Below are 20,460 nucleotides of genomic sequence, written 5' to 3'. Positions count from 1 at the left end.
ATCATTAATATTCTTCATCGCATTTTTAACAAATGGAAATGAGTTGATGAATAACATAATAAGATTTGCCCCGGCTACACTTACACTCGCCATTCTTTCAACGCTATACCAGAGCGCGCACGCAGCGGAAGATCCTCTCGCCGATGGTGAAACAATGGTCGTTCAGGCAACCGCCGAAGAGGCCCTAAAGCAACAGCCGGGGGTTTCCATCATCACGGCAAAGGACATAGAAAAGGATCCACCGGTTAACGATCTTTCGGAAATTATTCGCAAAATGCCCGGGGTTAACCTCACCGGAAACAGCGCGACAGGCAGTCGTGGTAACAACCGTCAGATCGACATCCGCGGTATGGGGCCAGAGAACACGCTGATTCTGATTGACGGTGTGCCGGTGACGTCACGTAACTCGGTGCGCTACAGCTGGCGCGGGGAGCGCGACACCCGCGGGGACACCAACTGGGTTCCGCCAGAGATGGTTGAGCGTATAGAAGTGCTCCGGGGACCAGCTGCCGCCCGCTATGGTTCGGGGGCTGCCGGCGGCGTCGTCAACATCATTACCAAACGCCCGTCCAACGACTGGCACGGCTCCCTCTCCCTGTACACTAACCAGCCTGAAAATGATAAAGAGGGGGCGACGAAACGCGCTAATTTTGATCTGAGCGGCCCCCTCGCGGGCGATGCGTTAACGATGCGCCTGTACGGGAACATCAACAAAACCGACGCAGATGCTCAGGACATCAACACCGCGCAAAACGGCTCTTACGCCGCCGGGCGAGAGGGCGTACGTAACAAGGACATTAATGCCCTGCTCTCCTGGAAACTCACGCCACAGCAGATTATCGATTTCGACTACAGCTACAGCCGCCAGGGCAATATCTACGCGGGTGATACTCAATACAGCAACAGCAACGTCAGCCCTGACGGTCTGGTGTCGTCCCTGTATGGACACGAAACCAACCGAATGTACCGCCAGTCTTATGGCATTACGCACAACGGCATCTGGGACTGGGGTCAGTCAAAGTTCGGGGTTTATTATGAAAAGACCAACAACACCCGACTGGAAGAAGGCTCTACGGGCAAAGTTGAAGGGATGATCAATAGCGATAAATACGATACCAGCCGGCTGGAGTCATACCGTTCAACGGGTGAACTGAACATTCCTTTCTTCTGGCTGGTCGAACAGACGCTAACCGTGGGTGCAGAATGGAACCGTGATGAACTGAACGATCCGGCCTCAATGCAGTCGACAAATGTGTCGGGAGAAGTGATTAACGGCGTTCCCGGCACGGCTTCTGAGCGCAACAGCAAAAACAGCGCTGACCTCACCGGCATCTATTTTGAGGACAATATTGAAGCGCGTCAGGGCACCAACCTGATCCCAGGGCTCCGCTTTGATTATCACAATCAATTTGGCAGCAACTGGAGTCCGAGCCTGAACCTCTCTCAGGATTTGGGTGACATGTTCAAGGTTAAAGCGGGTATCGCTCGGGTATTTAAAGCGCCAAACTTGTATCAATCCAGCGAAGGCTATCTGCTTTCCACCCGCGGTAATGGCTGCCCGAATAACGTTTCCGAAGGAAGCTGTTACCTGTTAGGTAACCCGGATCTGGATCCGGAAATCAGCGTGAACAAAGAGATCGGCCTGGCCTTTGCCCTGGAAGGCTACGAGGCTGGAATTACCTGGTTCCGCAATGATTACAAAAACAAGATCGTTTCAGGAACGGACGTGCTGGGGCAGACAAGCAGCGGCGCAAATATCCTGCAATGGGAGAACGGCGGTAAGGCCGTTGTTGAAGGTCTGGAAGGCAACCTCACCGTCCCTGTTATTCGCGACACGCTAACCTGGCGTACTAATGCGACGTATATGATTCAGTCTGAAAGTAAAGACACCGGTAATCCGTTGTCGATTATCCCCAAATATACCGTCAACACCATGCTGGACTGGGAGGTTAACAGCAAGCTTTCAGCCAACGTAAGCTGGACGATGTACGGCCGCCAGAAGCCCAGAGAAAACGCTGAAATCCGCAAAGAGGAAAATGCGATGTCCAACAGAGAGATCGGCGCGTATTCCATCGTGGGTATCGGCAGTAACTATCAGCTGACCAAAAACCTGCGCCTGAATGCCGGCATCAGCAACCTCTTTGACAAGCAGATTTACCGTGAAAATGACGGTGCATCTACCTATAACGAACCGGGCCGCGCCTATTACGCTGGCGTAACCATGTCCTTCTGACCTTCAGGCGCCCGCGCTGCGGGCGCTAACCCTATTCTCTCCAGCCAGAAATCATAGTAGCATCCCGCCTGAAGTCTTCAGTTACGAGTTTAAAAACAATGACAACAAATGACGCCCCACAGGGCGAACTGGTTTTACGCACACTGGCAATGCCTGCGGATACGAATGCCAATGGCGATATTTTTGGCGGCTGGTTAATGTCGCAGATGGATATGGGCGGTGCAATCCTGGCAAAAGAGATTGCACACGGGCGCGTGGTAACCGTCCGGGTCGATGGCATGACCTTCCTGCGCCCTGTCGCGGTGGGGGACGTGGTGTGCTGTTACGCACGCTGCGTAAAACGCGGCAATACGTCTATCTCCATTAACATTGAAGTATGGGTGAAAAAAGTCTCTTCTGAACCGATTGGTCAGCGCTATAAGGCGACGGAGGCCCTGTTCATCTACGTGGCAGTGGATAGCGACGGTAAGCCCCGCCAGCTCCCACGGAGCTGATCCTCAGGTAAAAAAAAGCCTCCTTGCGGAGGCTTCTTTTATTCCATCTGTGCCCCGCCGTTCAGGCGGAAGACAATATTTACAATCAACCCATTGCCGGGTTTACCGGCTTCATAACGCCACCTGCGCATGGCCGATTTAACTTCGCGTTCAAACATATTCGCCGGCTGTGCGGACAGGATTTCCACGTTATCCACACGTCCATCAGCCGTAACGTCGAATTTTACCCGTACACGCCCTTCAATACGTAACGCCTGAGCACGTGCCGGATACTGCGGCTGGTTACGGCTCAGCGCGCGCGGGCCCGCTGGCGCCGTTACCGTCGGTTTTGTCGCGGTCGTGGTGTTACTCATCAGCGGACGTGACGGGGCGGCATTTTCAACCGGCTGCGTGGTACGCGGCTCAACCGGACGCACTTCGCGTTTCGGACGCTCTTCCACCTTTTTGACCGGCTTGGGTTTTGGCTTCGGCTTAGGTTTCGGCTCTGGCTTATGGATCACCACCGGCGCTTCTTTTGGCGGTTCAGGAATCGGCTCGGGTTCCGGCTCGGGTTCAACAACGGGCTGTGGCGGCGGCGGCGCAACCTGCGGCGGTTCAAGATCCGCGGGCGATACCATGGTCACAGAAATTGGCTGCGCTGGCGCTGGCATTTCAATAACCTGATGAACCGAGGTATAGAGCAGACCCGCCACGACAGCACCGTGAATAACGACGGAAAGCAGCGTCGGCCATGGAAAGCGGCGAGGTAAATCAAGGGTCATCGAAGTCATAATCATCAACGTTAAAAAACCGAACCTCGATTTTAAATGCAAATAGCAATCATATTCAATAAGACACTTTGTCCTGGCGCAATTTAAGCGTATAAGAGGGCAAAAAAGGGGCATCCAGATCAGGGTTTTAACATTGTTATTATCTTTACATTGCAGTCATTTGTGCTTTCACATAACGTAAATGTCACTTTTACCGGTTAAGGAGCTTTGCCGTGCTTTATGTGATTTACGCTGAAGATGTACCTGATTCTCTGGAAAAACGTCTTTCCGTTCGCCCTGCCCATCTGGCGCGTTTACAGCTGCTACAGGATGAAGGTCGGTTGCTGACCGCAGGCCCGATGCCTGCCGTTGACAGCAACGATCCGGGCGCGGCGGGTTTTACCGGCTCCACGGTGATTGCCGAGTTTGAATCTCTGGAAGCCGCGCAGGCCTGGGCAGAAGCAGACCCGTACGTCGCAGCCGGCGTGTACGAGAAAGTCACGGTTCGCCCGTATAAAAAAGTGTTCTGAAACGAAAGGCTCCCTCAGGAGCCTTTTCTTCATTCAGTGCAGCGACGCCAGCCTCGCCGCAAATCCAACAAACAGCAGGCCTATCAACCCGTTCCCCAGCTTCGCCAGTTTCTTTTTGGTTTTCAGGTAACGCGTGACAAACGCGCCTGAGAAAATCAGGAAGCTCATGTACATGAAGCTGATCAGCTCAAGCGTTGTGGCGAGGATCAGGAACGACGTGCCGGTATTCTTCGCATTGACATCAATGAACTGCACGAAGAACGATACGTAAAAGAGAATCGCTTTCGGGTTCGTCAGGCTCAGCACCAGCGAACGCTTAAGGATCGCGCTTGCCGGTTCGGCGCTACTTTCGTGCGCATTTTTTTGACGTGTCATAACGGACCAGAGCATTTTTCCGCCGAGCCACAGCAGATAAAACGCCCCAAGATAGCGGACAATATTAAATAATACCGGAGTGGTCTGGATCAACGCGGCAACGCCCGCCCAGGCCAGAAACATCAGCACGGCATCACCAATAAACACACCGGTGGCTGCCAGATAGCCTTTCTTAACGCCGTGGCCAATCCCTGTTTTCAGCACAAACAAGGTGTTCGGTCCTGGAACCAGCACGATAAAAAATGCGCCGACAACATAGGTCCAGAAATTCAGTACACCAAACTCCGCAAACACGTCTCACTCCTTTTGCTCAAAAACAGCGGGGATACCGGTAATAACGGTATCCCCTGAATCAGTTGCGCTATTGTACGCCGTTATAGCCATCAAGATAAGTCGCGGCCAGTTCGTTACCAAATAATATGGCGTCTTTACTGTCCATGTCCGAAGACCATTTATCCTTCGCGTTGCCTGCGTACAATTCCTGCGACTTCGCATTTTCTTTCAGCTGATCGCGAATGCTTTGCGCGTATTCACTGGCTTCAGCCTGAGTCCGCCCTTCCGCACGGTCAGCTTTGCCCCTGGCATAAAGCTCGCGGAACTGTGCTACGTTCAGGTGATAATTTTTCTGCACGCTGGAGGTGTAATTGCCGCCAGTAAAGCTGGACTGATGCGACACGAAATAAAACGCGTGCCGTTCGGGTGAGGTTTTGCTACTGGCACAACCGCTTAATACTGCAATCCCGAAGAGTGCTGCCATCACTTTTACGTTCATCCTTTTTTCCTTTAATAAAGCCAATGTATTCCCCACGCAAAAACATAATCTGCCAATGAGGAAAATGACGAAAGTCCTAAACCTTCCCTGAGCGCATCCAGCGCCAAAAGTGCAATAAAAATCCAGAGATAAGGATTCATCTTTTAATATCATGACGTTATGGGGGCGTAGTATATCGTGGAAAACAGACGGGAGGAGACTGCAAAGATTGATAGTCTGGATGTTTAATGGGCACCTTTACGGTGCCCCTCATGCTTTTCAGATATCCTGGACCGCGAACAGCAGCGCGTTACGGTGTCTGTTCAGGCCACATTTTCTGATGGCGTGGATACGCATATTGCGGCGGGATTGTGCTTCCAGCCAACGAGCCTTACGACGACTCACCTGTCGCAACATGCGCCAGCGCCCTACTTCAGTTCTACTGCGCTTCATGTCTACAACTCTTTCTCTAACAGAGATGCCATTATATGCCTAAGCAGGCGGCAAACCAGCGCTTTTATCTGCCGTTTTTATTTGCCAGATGAATCCTGATGCGTAAACTCATAACAATACGCTTTCAAAAGGATTTTTTATTTATGACAACCTTCTACACCGTGGTGAGTTGGCTGGTCATTTTAGGATACTGGCTGTTAATTGCCGGGGTGACGTTGCGCATTCTGATGAAACGCAGAGCGGTGCCTTCCGCCATGGCCTGGCTTCTGATTATCTACATTCTGCCGCTGGTGGGCATCATCGCCTATCTCTCTTTCGGTGAACTTCATCTGGGTAAACGCCGGGCCGAACGCGCCCGTGCCATGTGGCCCTCCACGGCAAAATGGCTTGCCGACCTTAAAGCCTGCAAGCATATCTTCGCCGAAGAGAACAGCAGCGTGGCCGCATCTTTGTTCAAGCTGTGCGAACGCCGCCAGGGCATTGCTGGGGTAAAAGGCAATCAGCTGCAACTGATGACCTCTTCCGATGACGTGATGCAGGCGCTGATCCGTGATATCCAGCTCGCCCGGCATAATATCGAGATGGTGTTTTATATCTGGCAGCCGGGCGGCATGGCGGACCAGGTCGCCGAATCGCTGATGGCCGCTGCACGTCGCGGTATCCACTGCCGCCTGATGCTGGACTCTGCCGGCAGCGTGGCCTTTTTCCGTAGCCCGTGGGCAGGCATGATGCGCAACGCCGGTATCGAGGTGGTCGAGGCGCTGAAAGTGAATCTTATGCGCGTCTTTCTGCGCCGCATGGATCTTCGTCAGCACCGGAAAATGGTTCTGATCGATAACTATATCGCTTACACCGGCAGCATGAACATGGTCGACCCCCGCTTCTTTAAACAGGATTCCGGCGTGGGGCAATGGATCGATTTGATGGCTCGCATGGAAGGCCCGGTGGCAACCTCTATGGGCATCGTCTATTCGTGCGACTGGGAAATTGAAACCGGTAAACGCATTCTTCCCCCGCCGCCGGATGGCAATATCATGCCGTTTGAGGAAGCCAGCGGGCACACTATCCACACTATCGCCTCCGGTCCTGGCTTCCCGGAAGATCTGATCCATCAGGCACTGCTTACCGCCGCGTACTCCGCGCGGGAATATCTGATCATGACCACGCCCTATTTCGTCCCCAGCGACGACCTTCTGCACGCCATCTGTACAGCAGCACAGCGCGGAGTGGATGTGAGCATTATTATGCCGCGCAAGAACGATTCGCTGCTGGTCGGGTGGGCAAGTCGCGCGTTCTTTAGTGAGCTGCTGGCCGCGGGCGTTAAAATCTATCAGTTCGAAGGCGGTCTGTTACACACCAAGAGCGTGCTGGTAGACGGAGAGCTGAGCCTGGTGGGTACCGTCAACCTCGATATGCGCAGTCTGTGGCTGAATTTTGAAATAACGCTGGTCATTGATGACGCCGGTTTCGGCGGCGATCTGGCGGCGGTTCAGGATGATTATATCTCCCGCTCACGCCTGCTGGACGCCAGACTGTGGGCGAAACGTCCGCTGTGGCAGCGAATTGCCGAACGACTGTTTTACTTCTTTAGTCCGTTGCTGTAAAACGTGCCCAACGATGTTTAACAGGTAGTCATCATGGAAATGGATCTGAACAATCGCCTGACCGAAGACGAAACGCTCGAACAGGCCTACGATATTTTTCTCGAGCTGGCGGTCGATAATCTCGACCCTGCTGACGTCATTCTTTTCAACCTGCAATTTGAAGAGCGTGGCGGTGCTGAGCTGTTCGATCCGTCTGAAGACTGGGCCGAACACGTCGATTTTGATCTCAACCCGGACTTCTTCGCTGAGGTGGTAATTGGCCTGGCAGATGAAGACGGCGGAGAAATTAACGACATCTTTGCCCGCGTCCTGCTGTGCCGCGAGAAAGACCATAAGCTGTGCCATATTCTCTGGCGCGAATAATAAAAAAGGCTGCCCGCGCAGCCTTTTTTATTTAATCCGGCAAGGCATTTCCACAGCGGTGACAAAACCGCGCCCCGGGTTCATGATTTCCCTGCTGACAATTCGGACATTTGCGTTGCTGCTTGCTGTTCTGGAAGGCGCTGCTCATATGGGTGGTAATTAGCCCCGTCGGTATCGCTATTACCGAATAACCGATCAGAATAAGAATCGATGCCACAATACGTCCGAGCGGCGTATGCGGTGTAATATCGCCATAGCCCACGGTGGTCACCGTGACGATAGCCCAGTAAACCGACGCATTAAGCGTGGTAAACCCGTATTTTGGCCCTTCGATTAAATACATCAGGGAGCCAAAAACGATCATCACGATAGCAATAAACGAATAGAAGAGAATAAGCTGGTGGCGGGCGCTGACAATGGCGACCCAAAAAACCCTCAGCGACGGCATAAAGCGCAGCAGCTTCAGAATTCGTAACACACGAATCGCCCGCATTGCGCGCCAGGCAAACACATAATTCAGGCTGATCTCAGGCCACAGCCACATGACATACAGCGGCAGGATAGTGGCTAAATCAATAAATCCCCAGAAGCTGAAAACGTATTTCGCCGGATTTGGCCAGCTAATGACCCTCAGCACATACTCTGCGGTAAACACCAGCGTGACGATCAATTCCAGCCAGACAAAAACGTGCCACTCCTCATACGTCATGTGGTACTGCGTTCCGGCACCGGATTCGATAAAGATAATAATGACGCTAATCAGCGCAAATAAGCCACACAGACCCTCGAAACGGCGACCGGAAACCGTTTCTGGATCAAATAAAAGGTGATAAAGCCGCTGACGGGCCGACGTGAATAATCGCGACACATTAACCTCTAAAAAATAAGGGCTGACATCATGTCAGCCCTTGCGATTATAACGGGTCTACTTTCAGGCAGGAAACCGCATGTCGGAAACTGCCCTCCAGAACCGGCCGTGTTTTTGCACATTCCGGCCCGGCTATTGGGCATCGCGTACGGAATACGCAGCCTGAAGGCGGGTTGATTGGCGAAGGCAGTTCACCTTCCAGAAGCTGAATGGTTTTATTTTTTTCCAGATCGGGATCCGGAACGGGAACCGCAGACATCAGCGCTTTGGTATAAGGGTGCAGCGGATTATGGTACACCTCATCATACGTGCCCAGTTCCACGGCGTGGCCCAGATACATGACCAGCACACGGTCTGAAATGTGTTTTACCACCGCCAGATCGTGGGCGATGAAGATCAGCGACAGCCCCATTTCCCGTTGCAATTTCTGTAGCAGGTTAACCACCTGGGCCTGGATGGAAACGTCCAGCGCCGAAACCGGCTCATCACAGATAATCAGTTTCGGTTCAAGGATCAACGCGCGTGCGATACCGATACGCTGGCACTGACCGCCGGAAAACTCGTGAGGGTAGCGGTTGATGAGGTTAGGCAACAGACCCACCTTCAGCATCATCGCTTTCACCCGATCGCGAACTTCCTGGCGCGGCATCTTCGGATGATAGGTGCGCAGCGGCTCGGCAATGATTTCGCCAATGGTCATACGCGGGTTCAGGGACGCCAGAGGATCCTGGAAAATCATCTGGATATCACTGCGCACATTGCGCCATTCATCCGGCTTCATCCCCAGCAGATCTTTGCCAAGCCAGGCCACTTTCCCGTCGGTGGCTTTCACCAGGCCGATGATCGCACGCGCAAACGTCGACTTGCCGCAGCCGGATTCGCCCACCACGCCCAGAGTCTCCCCTTCGTACAGGCGTAGCGTGACGCCATCCACCGCTTTCAGGGTTTTGGCTGGCTGCCAGAACCACTGTTTACCGTCTTTGATATCGAAATGGACCTTCAGGTCAGCGATTTCGAGCAGCACATTTCTTTTTTCGTCGATTGCGTTCATACCAGCTCCTCCAGCGGCTTAAAGCAGGCGCGTAGACGGCCTGGGGCAAACGCTTCCAGCGGCGGTGCGCTGTTACAGATTTCCATCGCATGCGGACAGCGTGGCTGGAACGGGCAGCCTTTTGGCAAACGCAGCAGGTTTGGCGGGTTGCCCGGGATAGTCAGCAGCGACTCCCCTTCCGCATCGAGGCGCGGTACGGCATTCAGCAGCCCGATAGAGTACGGGTGGGCTGGCTGGTAGAACACATCGCGGGCATTACCGTATTCCATCGTGCGGCCTGCATACATGACTAACACTTTGTCGCAGATCCCGGCAACGACGCCTAAATCGTGGGTGATCATGATGATGGCGGTGTTGAACTCACGCTTCAGCTCGTTCAGCAACGTCATGATCTGCGCCTGGACGGTCACGTCAAGGGCGGTGGTTGGTTCATCAGCGATCAGCAGTTTTGGCCGGCAAAGCAATGCCATCGCGATCATGACTCGCTGACGCATACCGCCGGAGAACTCGTGCGGATACATGCGCATGCGCTTGCGTGCTTCAGGCATTTTCACCGCATCCAGCATTTTGACGGACTCTTCAAACGCTTCGGCTTTGCCCAGCCCCTTGTGGAGCATCAGCACTTCCATCAGCTGTTCACCCACCCGCATATAGGGGTTCAGGGAGGTCATCGGATCCTGGAAAATCATTGAAATCTGCTCGGCGCGCAGCTTGTTCAGCTCATGTTCCGGCAAATTCAGGATCTCTTTCCCGTTAAACGTCGCCGAACCCCCTATCACGCCGTTTGATGCCAGCAGGCCCATCAGCGCGAATGCGGTCTGGGATTTACCGGAACCGGATTCGCCCACAATGCCCAGCGTTTCACCGGCACGCAGGTCGAAGTTGAGATCGTTAACGGCAGTCACATCACCGTCGGGGGTTTTAAACGTCACGCGGAGGTCTTTAACGTCCAGCAGTGCGCTGGTCCGCTGTTGCGCCTGTGGCGCGGTTGCCGTTTCAATAATGGTCATGACGGCGCTCCTTAACGGTCTTTCGGGTCGAGGGCATCACGCAGGCCATCGCCGATAAAGTTGAAACAGAACAGGGTGACGACCAGGAAGCCCGCCGGATACAGCAGTAACCACGGTGACACTTCCATGGAGTTTGCGCCGTCACTTAACAGAGCGCCCCAGCTACTCAACGGCTCTTGCGTACCTAATCCCAGGAAGCTCAGGAAAGATTCAAACAAGATCATACTTGGCACCAGCAGGGAGGCGTATACCACCACCACGCCCAGCACGTTAGGAACGATATGACGCACCACAATATTGGCGGTAGAAACGCCACCAACCTGTGCGGCTTCGATAAACTCCTTACGTTTAAGGCTCAGCGTCTGGCCGCGCACAATACGCGCCATATCCAGCCAGGACACCATCCCGATCGCCACGAAGATCAGCAGGATATTTTGACCAAAGAAGGTCACCAGCAGAATGACGAAGAACATGAACGGGAAGGAGTTCAGGATTTCAAGCATACGCATCATCACGGAGTCCACTTTCCCGCCGAGGTAACCGGAAAGCGAACCGTAAAGCGTGCCGACAATTACCGCCACCAGCGCCGCTGCGATGCCAACCATCAGGGAGATACGGCCGCCAATCGCCACACGCACCAGCAAATCACGCCCGGAGGAGTCGGTACCGAAATAGTGCCCGGATTCCATATCCGGCGCGCTGGACATCATGCCCCAGTCCGTATCGAAATAGGTGAACTGAGAGAGCATTGGTGCCAGGGTTACGAACAGCGCGATAAGCACCAGCACGACCAGGCTGGCAACGGCGGCACGGTTATGCATAAAACGACGGCGGGCGTCTTGCCAAAGGCTACGACCTTCGACCTCCAGCTTTTCACTGAAGTTTTCCAGCGCCTCGCTGTTTTTCTTACTCAACATCATGGCGTGCTCCAGTTAGTAACGGATTTTCGGATCGATAACGGCATACAGCACATCGACAACGGCATTAAACAGAATGGTCAGCGCGCCCACGAGGATCGTCAGGCTCAGCACCAGCGAATAGTCTCGGTTAAGCGCCCCGTTAACAAACAACTGCCCGATGCCCGGCAGGCCATAAATGGTTTCAATCACCATTGAACCCGTAATAATGCCGACGAATGCAGGACCCATATAGGAGAGCACCGGTAACAGTGCAGGCTTGAGAGCGTGACGGAAAATAATCCGACGCATCGGCAACCCTTTCGCTCGGGCGGTACGGATAAAGTTCGAATGCAGGACTTCAATCATTGAACCACGCGTAATACGGGCGATACTGGCAATGTAGGCCAGAGATAATGCCACCATCGGCAATATCATGAACTTCAGCGCCCCGCCATTCCAGCCGCCCCCGGGCAGCCATTTAAGGGTTATCGCGAATATCATGACCAGCAACGGCGCGACAACGAAGCTGGGGATAACCACCCCGGTCATTGCGACCCCCATTACGGCGTAATCCCATCGGGTATTTTGTTTTAGTGCGGCGATAACACCCGCAGTGACACCGAGAACAACGGCCAGGATAAATGCAGCAGCCCCTAATTTAGCCGATACCGGGAAGCTGGACGCCACCAGGTCGTTAACGGAATAGTCTTTATATTTGAATGACGGACCAAAATCACCGTGTGCAAGTTGCTTCAGATAGTTGAAGTACTGCGTGGTGATAGGATCGTTTAAATGATATTTCGCTTCGATGTTGGCCATAACTTCTGGCGGAAGCGTGCGTTCACCGGTAAAAGGACTGCCCGGCGCAAGACGCATCATAAAGAAGGAAATTGTAATTAGAATAAATAACGTTGGAATCGCTTCAAGACAGCGACGCAGGATAAATTTCAACATTGCCCGTACCTTCTGGCGTGTGCCTGATGAATGTTACAAAATAGACACAGTGGGGCAAGCTCGCTCGCCCCACGTATTGCCATTAATGCTTGATAATATAAAGATTCTTAACGGAAATATTATCCAACGGGTCTTTACCGGTATAACCCCCTACCCATGGTTTCACCAGGCGGGCGTTAACGTAGTAGTAAACCGGAACGATCGCAGAGTCTTTATCGAGCTGTTGTTCTGATTTCGCGTACAGATCGGCGCGCTGGGCGTCATCTGCCACTTTCAGGGTATCGCCAATCAGCTTATCAAACGCCGGGCTCTTATAGTGTGCGGTATTGTTCGAACTGTCGCTGAGCATGGTGTTCAGGAATGAGGTCGGTTCGTTATAGTCCGCACACCATCCTGCACGTGCCACGTCAAAGGTTCCCTGATGGCGCGTATCGAGGAAGGTTTTCCATTCCTGATTTTCCAGCTTCACGTTCACGCCGAGATTTTTCTTCCAGATTGACGCGACGGCAATAGCCAGTTTTTTATGCAGATCGGAGGTGTTGTACAGCAGACTAAACGTCAGCGGCTTGTCGGCGGTATAGCCCGCTTCAGCCAGCAGCTTTTTCGCTTCTTCGTTACGTTTTTCCTGGGACCATTTGAACCATTCAGGTTCAACCAGCTTCATACCGTCGGTGTAAGGCGGGGTGTAGCTGTAAGCCGGCAGGTCGCCCTGATTCTTCACTTTATTCACGATAATGTCGCGATCCAGAGCCAGCTTCAGTGCGGTACGAACACGTACGTCGGTGAACGGTGCTTTCTGGTTGTTAATTTCATAATAGTAGGTGCACAGATACGGATCGACGTGCACTTCTTTCGGGATCTCTTTTTTCAGCTTCTGGAACAGTTCAATCGGCATGTTGTTATAGGTCATGTCGATTTCGCCGCTGCGGTAGCGGTTTACGTCCGTTACCTCAGAAGAGATTGGCAGGTAGGTGACCTGATTGATAACCGTCTTGGCATTATCCCAATACTGCGGGTTGCGCTCCAGCACCATACGCTCGTTAACGACCCAGTCCTTCAGCTTATATGCACCGTTGGTCACGATATTCGCAGGCTGCGTCCATTTTTCACCAAATTTTTCTACCGCGGATTTTGGTACCGGAGAAACGGACGGGTGAACCAGCAACTTATAGAAGTACGGAACAGGTTCGCTCAACGTCACTTCAAAAGTGTTGGCATCGATGGCTTTTACGCCCAGGTCGGTTACTGGCTTTTTACCCGTGATGATGTCATCAATATTGGCGATATGGCCATACTGGAGGTAACTCGCGTACGGGGAGGCGGTATTCGGATCCGCCAGACGCTGCCAGCTATAGACGAAATCTTCGGCGGTAACCGGCGTACCGTCAGACCATTTGGCATCTTTACGCAGATGGAAGGTCCAGACTTTAAAATCTTTGTTGTCCCATTTTTCCGCCACGCCCGGAGCCGGGTGGCCGTCTACGTCAGTCACCAGCAGACCTTCAAACAGATCGCGGTTAACGTTAGACTCTGGAACACCTTCAATTTTGTGCGGATCAAGAGACTGCACTTCCGCACCGTTATTACGTACCAGCGTTTGCTTCTCAGCCAGCTGAACACCAGCAGGAACGTCCGCAGCCATTGCAGCGTTGCCCGCGATTAGCGCAGTTAAAATCCCCGCCGCTACCAGACTTTTTTTTGTGATGATGGACATTGTGTTGATACTCCACTCATTATTATGACTGGCCTTCGCCAGTTGTGTAATCCCCTGTTGGGGCCTGTACAGCGCAGGAGTTTTTTTTGCTGCTGTCAGGTTCTTTTTTTACTTCTTGCTATCATCGACTTCATTATTACTGACCGCTCGTACGGCGATCTTGCGTCGATTCTTTACACCTCTCCCCTGTCAGTGAGGTGTGCTGGAAAGCTTAAGTGAGGTCTATATGAAAATAGTTCTCATCAACTTGTTTAATGCCGCAAAATATAAGGCCGGAAAGTACCAAATGGTGCCAACTCTCGCCAATACATTTTGCAAATTTGTTAAGCATTTCTCTTTTACGGAGTCAGGCGTAGCTATGCCGCCGACCACCTTTCACGCCAAAAACAAGTAAAACCCTTACAATACATTCAGTTGTAGAGTTCTCTCGTGACTGGTGCGATGACATGACAAATTCGGACGATTTTTCACGAAAATTTAACATCTGGTTATTATTTAGCACATTCGTCTGGGTCAGCGTCGAAATTACTAATATCATTTCGGTTATCTGTCAGCAAGCCCCAGAGTATCATGTGAGTAAAATAACAGAGCGTTTGAAGGATTTATGGGCAGAGAAGCAAACTGAAAATAAACAACCTCTTGAAAATCAACAAAAGAGGGTTATTAGTAGAACTTATTATGGCTGGTGCGTATTTCAACTTTATTTATATGATTTGCTGATATTCACGTAAAAAAACGGAGCCGCTGGCTCCGCTCTTTCAAACGAAAGTCAGTGTACTAATCCGGGGAATATACTTTTTATACCGGTAACGATAAATTCGATGCCTAACGCCATTAACAACAGACCCATGATACGGGTAATCACGTTGATGCCCGTTTGTCCCAGCAAGCGAACCAGCCATGGCGCCATACGAAATACGCCCCAGCAGCAAAGTGCGAACAGGGCAATGGCGACAGAGAAGCCAATCAGGTGCATCAGGCTGTGATAGCGTGTTCCCCATACAATGGTAGAACTGATTGCCCCCGGGCCCGCCATCAGCGGCAGTGCCAGTGGCACCACGCCGATGCTCTCGCGGATAGCTGTCTCTGATTTTTCCTGCTTATTCTGTTTATCCTCCCCCAGCTTGCCGCTGATCATCGACATGGCAATCGTCACCACCAGGATCCCGCCTGCTATTCGGAACGAATCAATCGAGATGCCGAAGACCTGAAGAATGGCGTCCCCCAGATAAAGAGACGTAAGCAAGATAATCGCCACCGACAGGTTTGCCGTCAGGTTGGTTTTATTTCGCGCGGCGGCTGTCTGATAACTGGTCATACTGATGAAGACAGGGATAATCCCTACCGGGTTGACCAGGGCAAACAAGCCAATAAAAAACTTGAAATATGTAGGGAAATCAAAGAGCGTTTGAATCACATTAAGCTCCGCAATTGAGCATGGTCAGGGAGAGACAGCGTGTAATGATAAATCCGCGCTGAAGATACGCTTTTTAGCCGCACACTTCACCAGAAATCTGTTCTAAAACGTTATCAATTCATGATGTTAAACATTTGTATAATCAATGATAGCGCCACTTCCAATAGTTACTTAATTATTTAACACTGGAATAATTAGCACAAAATAACCCTGCTGAAAGGTATCAGCTTAGGACAAAATTGATCTTGATCATAATTTTCGTACTCAGAAGTGAGTAATCTTGGTTACGCCGCCAGGGAGATCACCTATCAAAAAGGTATGATGCTAAGGTAAGGCTCTTTTAGTAAATTAGTGAGCGGAAGCAGTGAGTAATCCTTTGTTTTACTGTGTGTTACGCAAGTGGGATCGGCTCTGACTATACTGTCAGACGTATCGAGCGCTGGTTTACTAAAAGAGTTTAAACATTATCAGGAGAGCATTATGGCTGTTACCAATATCGCTGAACTGAACGCCCTCGTCGAGCGCGTGAAAAAAGCCCAGCGTGAATATGCCAATTTCACCCAAGAACAGGTTGATAAAATCTTCCGCGCGGCCGCTCTGGCTGCTGCAGATGCTCGAATCCCTCTCGCTAAAATGGCCGTAGCCGAATCCGGTATGGGTATCGTTGAAGATAAAGTGATCAAAAACCACTTTGCTTCAGAGTATATCTACAACGCCTATAAAGATGAGAAAACCTGCGGTGTGCTGTCAGAAGACGACACTTTTGGCACCATCACTATCGCTGAACCCATCGGCATTATTTGCGGTATCGTTCCAACCACTAACCCAACCTCTACCGCCATCTTCAAATCTCTTATCAGTCTGAAAACACGTAACGCAATCATTTTCTCCCCGCATCCACGTGCGAAAGACGCCACCAACAAAGCAGCGGATATCGTGCTTCAGGCTGCCATTGCTGCGGGTGCGCCAAAAGATCTGATCGGTTGGATCGACCAGCCTTCTGTTGAACTGTCCAACGCCCTGATGCATCACCCGGACATTAACTTAATCCTGGCGACCGGCGGTCCTGGTATGGTTAAAGCAGCATACAGCTCCGGTAAACCAGCCATCGGCGTAGGCGCAGGTAATACCCCTGTTGTGATCGACGAAACGGCAGATATCAAGCGTGCAGTTGCCTCTGTGCTGATGTCAAAAACCTTCGATAACGGCGTTATCTGTGCATCTGAACAGTCTGTTGTCGTGGTTGATTCGGTATACGACGCCGTTCGTGAACGTTTCGCCAGCCACGGCGGCTACCTGTTGCAAGGTAAAGAACTGAAAGCCGTTCAGGACGTGATTCTGAAAAATGGTGCACTGAACGCAGCTATCGTAGGTCAGCCAGCGTATAAAATCGCTGAACTCGCCGGCTTTGGCGTCCCTGCTACCACCAAGATTCTGATTGGTGAAGTGAAAGTCGTTGATGAAAGTGAGCCGTTTGCTCACGAAAAACTGTCCCCGACACTGGCAATGTACCGTGCGAAAGATTTCGATGACGCGGTAGAAAAAGCAGAGAAGCTGGTGGCGATGGGCGGTATCGGCCACACCTCTTGCCTGTACACCGACCAGGATAACCAGCCAGAGCGTGTTGCTTACTTCGGTCAGAAGATGAAGACGGCACGTATCCTGATCAACACCCCTGCTTCTCAGGGTGGTATCGGTGACCTGTATAACTTCAAACTCGCACCTTCCCTGACTCTGGGTTGTGGTTCCTGGGGTGGTAACTCCATCTCTGAAAACGTTGGTCCAAAACACCTGATCAACAAGAAAACCGTTGCTAAGCGAGCTGAAAATATGTTGTGGCACAAACTTCCGAAATCTATCTACTTCCGCCGCGGCTCTCTGCCAATCGCGCTGGACGAAGTGATTACTGATGGCCACAAACGTGCGCTCATCGTGACTGACCGTTTCCTGTTCAACAATGGCTATGCAGACCAGATCACCTCTGTTCTGAAAGCGTCTGGCGTCGAAACTGAAGTCTTCTTTGAAGTTGAAGCTGACCCAACCCTGAGCGTTGTACGTAAAGGCGCTGAACTGGCTAACTCCTTCAAACCTGATGTGATCATCGCACTGGGTGGCGGTTCCCCAATGGACGCCGCGAAAATTATGTGGGTCATGTACGAGCATCCGGAAACCCACTTCGAAGAACTGGCGCTGCGCTTTATGGATATCCGTAAACGTATCTACAAGTTCCCGAAAATGGGCGTGAAAGCGAAAATGATCGCCGTCACCACCACTTCCGGTACCGGTTCAGAAGTGACGCCATTTGCTGTTGTGACTGATGACGCAACGGGTCAGAAATATCCGCTGGCTGACTACGCACTGACGCCAGATATGGCTATCGTTGACGCCAACCTGGTCATGGAAATGCCGAAATCACTGTGTGCGTTCGGTGGTCTGGATGCGGTAACTCACGCCCTGGAAGCTTACGTTTCCGTACTGGCTTCTGAGTTCTCTGACGGTCAGGCTTTACAGGCACTGAAACTGCTGAAAGAAAACCTGCCAGCTTCTTACAACGAAGGTTCGAAAAACCCTGTAGCTCGTGAACGTGTACACAGTGCGGCAACCATCGCGGGCATTGCATTTGCTAACGCCTTCCTGGGTGTCTGTCACTCCATGGCGCACAAGCTGGGTTCACAGTTCCACATTCCTCACGGTCTGGCGAACGCCCTGTTGATCAGCAACGTTATCCGCTATAACGCCAACGACAACCCAACCAAGCAGACTGCATTCAGCCAGTACGACCGTCCGCAAGCTCGTCGTCGCTACGCTGAAATCGCAGACCACCTGGGTCTGAGCGCACCGGGCGACCGTACTGCAGCGAAGATCGAGAAACTGCTGGCATGGCTGGAAAGCCTGAAGGCTGAACTGGGTATTCCTAAATCTATCCGCGAAGCAGGCGTTCAGGAAGCTGACTTCCTCGCTCACGTAGATAAGCTGTCTGAAGATGCATTCGATGACCAGTGTACTGGTGCTAACCCGCGCTACCCACTGATTTCCGAACTGAAACAGATCCTGCTGGATACCTATTACGGTCGTAACTTCACTGAAAGCGATGTCGCTGCCGTAAAAGTTGACATCCCCGCAGTTGTAAAGGCTGACAAGAAAGCGAAGAAAAATGCTTGATTGACAGTGTGAAAAAAAACCCGCCGCTGGCGGGTTTTTTATATCTGAGGATCCGTAAGACATTTTTTTTATTTGCGATTGTCGCCCTGTAACGCCGTCAGCGAGCCTACAGCCAGCGCCTCTTTATAATGCTTGCGGCAGACCGAGACATAACGTTCATTGCCCCCTATCACCACCTGCTCGCCATCAGCATAAGGCTTACCCGACTGGTCCAGGCGAAGAACCATACTTGCCTTGCGGCCACAAAAGCAGATAGTTTTCAGCTCAACCAGCTTATCCGACCAGGCGAGCAGATACTGGCTACCGGCAAATAACTCACCGCGAAAGTCAGTGCGTAATCCATAGCAAAGAACGGGAATATCCAGCTCATCAACGACCTCTGAAAGCGCATGGACCTGCTCACGGGTCAGGAACTGGCTTTCATCTACCAGCACGCAATGGACAGGCTTAGAGGCATGCTGGGCACGAATGTCCTCAAGCAGGTCCGTTTCAGGGTTAAACAGCCTTGCAGGCGACGAGAGCCCTATTCTTGAGCTTACCTTCCCTGCCCCAAAGCGATCGTCGATTTCGGCGGTATAAACAACGGTACGCATCCCCCGCTCCTGATAATTGTATGAGGATTGCAGTAACGCCGTCGATTTCCCTGCATTCATTGCCGAATAGTAGAAATAAAGTTGTGCCATTGGCCGAAGAACCCTAATCAATGTGTAATATTCCCGATGGATCATTGTACCATATTTTGTATTGTCATCAGCGGCGGGCTGCGTGCTCCAGGCTGTTCTGCACCAATAAACTCTTCGTTGATAGCGCAAAATAATGCGTTAAAACAGACAGTAAAGGCTTTTAGCACGGACAATAAGGCGAGCTCGACACCGGAGATAACACTTCTTTTTATAGTGGCTTCTGCAATCTTTAAAATTCACTATTTATTAACTATTCTTCTGTTCGCTGCGCTTAGCCGGAGTAATACGAAAGGCTGATATTTATCAACCGCAACTATAATTCCTGAGGTAAAAGTCACAAAACAAACATGCAAATGACGCGCTTTTGCCGTTTGAAACGATATCTCATCGCCCCAGCAAACAATGAAATTTAAGTTAGCGTAATTAATAATAGCGTCATTAATTTTGTATTTTTTGAATTCCTTACATTCCAACCTATTGCACAAGTGAAATTAACGCTCTATTATTAGGACAACAAACCCACCCCCATTATAAGTTTGAGATTACTACAATGAGCGAAGCACTTAAAATTCTGAACAACATCCGTACTCTTCGTGCGCAGGCAAGAGAATGTACCCTTGAAACGCTTGAAGAGATGCTCGAAAAATTAGAAGTTGTCGTTAACGAACGTCGTGAAGAAGAAAGCGCAGCAGCGGCTGAAATCGAAGAACGTACACGTAAACTGCAACAGTATCGCGAAATGCTGATTGCCGATGGTATCGATCCAAACGAATTGCTGAACAGCATGGCTGCGGCCAAAACCGGTACCAAAGCAAAACGCGCAGCACGTCCTGCTAAATATAGCTACATCGACGAGAACGGCGAAGAGAAAACCTGGACCGGCCAGGGTCGTACTCCTGCTGTAATCAAGAAAGCTATGGACGAACAAGGTAAACAACTGGATGACTTCCTGATCAAGGATTAATCTGGAAAGATTCTGAAAAATCCCGCTTAATGCGGGATTTTTTATGCCCATAATATACCCCGAACATCTCCTTACATTCTGTCATATTGCCAGGCTCACTATTTAACGTCCTTGACAATCTCCAGCCAATTACGGATCGACAGGCATAAAAAAACCGGTGGGCATCGCCACACCGGTCTTGTTCAC

Annotated in this window: 19 protein-coding genes and 1 pseudogene; 7 read left to right on the top strand and 13 right to left on the bottom strand. The window is 51.3% G+C overall.

What is annotated here, in order from left to right:
• Positions 1-46 precede the first annotated feature (46 nt).
• Entirely contained in the window at positions 47-2,233 is a 2,187-nt protein-coding gene (locus ACOTZP_RS00480; protein WP_332976172.1) for a TonB-dependent siderophore receptor, read from the top strand.
• Positions 2,234-2,331: 98 nt separating this feature from the next.
• Complete coding sequence (gene yciA / locus ACOTZP_RS00475) at positions 2,332-2,727, top strand: acyl-CoA thioester hydrolase YciA (RefSeq protein ID WP_022648341.1); 396 nt, start codon at positions 2,332-2,334, stop codon at positions 2,725-2,727.
• A gap of 38 nt (positions 2,728-2,765) precedes the next feature.
• On the opposite strand, the gene tonB is transcribed toward yciA, so the two are convergent.
• Positions 2,766-3,488, bottom strand: a complete 723-nt coding sequence (gene tonB / locus ACOTZP_RS00470; protein ID WP_032622462.1) for a TonB system transport protein TonB — start codon at positions 3,486-3,488, stop codon at positions 2,766-2,768.
• Between the two features lie 221 nt (positions 3,489-3,709).
• Between tonB and ACOTZP_RS00465 the strand changes: the two genes are divergently transcribed.
• On the top strand, positions 3,710-4,006 hold the full coding sequence (locus ACOTZP_RS00465; RefSeq protein WP_003856755.1) for a YciI family protein: 297 nt from the start codon (positions 3,710-3,712) through the stop codon (positions 4,004-4,006).
• Between the two features lie 33 nt (positions 4,007-4,039).
• Here ACOTZP_RS00465 and leuE read toward each other — a convergent pair whose 3' ends face one another.
• The 4 genes from leuE to ACOTZP_RS00445 all read right to left on the bottom strand — a co-directional run bounded on the left by leuE (position 4,040) and on the right by ACOTZP_RS00445 (position 5,585).
• Positions 4,040-4,675 carry a leucine efflux protein LeuE gene (leuE, locus tag ACOTZP_RS00460; protein WP_006810877.1) on the bottom strand — a complete coding sequence of 212 codons (636 nt, stop codon included), beginning with the start codon at positions 4,673-4,675 and terminating at the stop codon, positions 4,040-4,042.
• A 67-nt stretch (positions 4,676-4,742) separates the two neighbouring features.
• The gene (locus ACOTZP_RS00455; protein ID WP_022648348.1) at positions 4,743-5,153 is read right to left on the bottom strand and encodes an Exc2 family lipoprotein; all 411 of its coding nucleotides are present in this window, start codon (positions 5,151-5,153) and stop codon (positions 4,743-4,745) included.
• Between the two features lie 11 nt (positions 5,154-5,164).
• Positions 5,165-5,293 carry a KPN_01571 family protein gene (locus tag ACOTZP_RS00450; RefSeq protein ID WP_209662595.1) on the bottom strand — a complete coding sequence of 43 codons (129 nt, stop codon included), beginning with the start codon at positions 5,291-5,293 and terminating at the stop codon, positions 5,165-5,167.
• A 118-nt stretch (positions 5,294-5,411) separates the two neighbouring features.
• Positions 5,412-5,585, bottom strand: a complete 174-nt coding sequence (locus ACOTZP_RS00445; protein ID WP_017384232.1) for a YciY family protein — start codon at positions 5,583-5,585, stop codon at positions 5,412-5,414.
• A gap of 143 nt (positions 5,586-5,728) precedes the next feature.
• Here ACOTZP_RS00445 and cls point away from each other — a divergent pair, with 143 nt between their 5' ends.
• Both cls and ACOTZP_RS00435 read left to right on the top strand, forming a co-directional pair.
• Positions 5,729-7,189, top strand: coding sequence for a cardiolipin synthase (gene cls, locus ACOTZP_RS00440; RefSeq protein WP_022648349.1), 1,461 nt, complete (start codon positions 5,729-5,731; stop codon positions 7,187-7,189).
• A gap of 33 nt (positions 7,190-7,222) precedes the next feature.
• Positions 7,223-7,552 carry an HI1450 family dsDNA-mimic protein gene (locus tag ACOTZP_RS00435; protein ID WP_006810881.1) on the top strand — a complete coding sequence of 110 codons (330 nt, stop codon included), beginning with the start codon at positions 7,223-7,225 and terminating at the stop codon, positions 7,550-7,552.
• A 31-nt stretch (positions 7,553-7,583) separates the two neighbouring features.
• Here ACOTZP_RS00435 and ACOTZP_RS00430 read toward each other — a convergent pair.
• The 7 genes and pseudogenes from ACOTZP_RS00430 to ACOTZP_RS00400 all read right to left on the bottom strand — a co-directional run bounded on the left by ACOTZP_RS00430 (position 7,584) and on the right by ACOTZP_RS00400 (position 15,465).
• A pseudogene (locus tag ACOTZP_RS00430) lies at positions 7,584-8,452 on the bottom strand (ion transporter).
• Between the two features lie 14 nt (positions 8,453-8,466).
• Positions 8,467-9,471: a murein tripeptide/oligopeptide ABC transporter ATP-binding protein OppF gene (gene oppF / locus ACOTZP_RS00425; RefSeq protein ID WP_022648351.1), complete on the bottom strand. Its 1,005-nt coding sequence runs from the start codon at positions 9,469-9,471 to the stop codon at positions 8,467-8,469.
• Positions 9,468-10,481, bottom strand: coding sequence for an ABC transporter ATP-binding protein (locus ACOTZP_RS00420; protein WP_017384234.1), 1,014 nt, complete (start codon positions 10,479-10,481; stop codon positions 9,468-9,470). Before ACOTZP_RS00420 ends, oppF begins: the two co-directional genes overlap by 4 nt.
• Positions 10,482-10,492: 11 nt before the next feature.
• Entirely contained in the window at positions 10,493-11,401 is a 909-nt protein-coding gene (oppC, locus tag ACOTZP_RS00415) for an oligopeptide ABC transporter permease OppC (protein WP_015570372.1), read from the bottom strand.
• A gap of 12 nt (positions 11,402-11,413) precedes the next feature.
• Positions 11,414-12,334, bottom strand: coding sequence for an oligopeptide ABC transporter permease OppB (gene oppB / locus ACOTZP_RS00410; RefSeq protein ID WP_003856738.1), 921 nt, complete (start codon positions 12,332-12,334; stop codon positions 11,414-11,416).
• Between the two features lie 82 nt (positions 12,335-12,416).
• Positions 12,417-14,048 carry an oligopeptide ABC transporter substrate-binding protein OppA gene (oppA, locus tag ACOTZP_RS00405; RefSeq protein ID WP_023300277.1) on the bottom strand — a complete coding sequence of 544 codons (1,632 nt, stop codon included), beginning with the start codon at positions 14,046-14,048 and terminating at the stop codon, positions 12,417-12,419.
• 769 nt (positions 14,049-14,817) lie between these two features.
• A complete protein-coding gene (locus tag ACOTZP_RS00400; RefSeq protein WP_017384236.1) occupies positions 14,818-15,465 on the bottom strand; it encodes a YchE family NAAT transporter in 648 nt (215 codons plus the stop codon).
• A gap of 480 nt (positions 15,466-15,945) precedes the next feature.
• Between ACOTZP_RS00400 and adhE the strand changes: the two genes are divergently transcribed.
• Positions 15,946-18,627 (top strand): bifunctional acetaldehyde-CoA/alcohol dehydrogenase, encoded by a 2,682-nt coding sequence (gene adhE, locus ACOTZP_RS00395; RefSeq protein WP_271074657.1) that lies wholly within the window; start codon positions 15,946-15,948, stop codon positions 18,625-18,627.
• A 68-nt stretch (positions 18,628-18,695) separates the two neighbouring features.
• On the opposite strand, the gene tdk is transcribed toward adhE, so the two are convergent.
• Positions 18,696-19,310, bottom strand: coding sequence for a thymidine kinase (tdk, locus tag ACOTZP_RS00390; protein WP_032622434.1), 615 nt, complete (start codon positions 19,308-19,310; stop codon positions 18,696-18,698).
• A gap of 550 nt (positions 19,311-19,860) precedes the next feature.
• Here tdk and hns point away from each other — a divergent pair.
• The gene (gene hns, locus ACOTZP_RS00385; RefSeq protein WP_003856724.1) at positions 19,861-20,274 is read left to right on the top strand and encodes a histone-like nucleoid-structuring protein H-NS; all 414 of its coding nucleotides are present in this window, start codon (positions 19,861-19,863) and stop codon (positions 20,272-20,274) included.
• Positions 20,275-20,460: the final 186 nt, after the last annotated feature.

It is taken from the genome of Enterobacter cloacae complex sp. SYL001 (genome assembly GCF_049237025.1).
In the GTDB taxonomy this organism is placed as follows: domain Bacteria; phylum Pseudomonadota; class Gammaproteobacteria; order Enterobacterales; family Enterobacteriaceae; genus Enterobacter; species Enterobacter intestinihominis.
The sequence above is the reverse complement of the archived record's forward strand: the minus strand, read 5'-3'. Positions and strand labels throughout refer to the sequence as shown.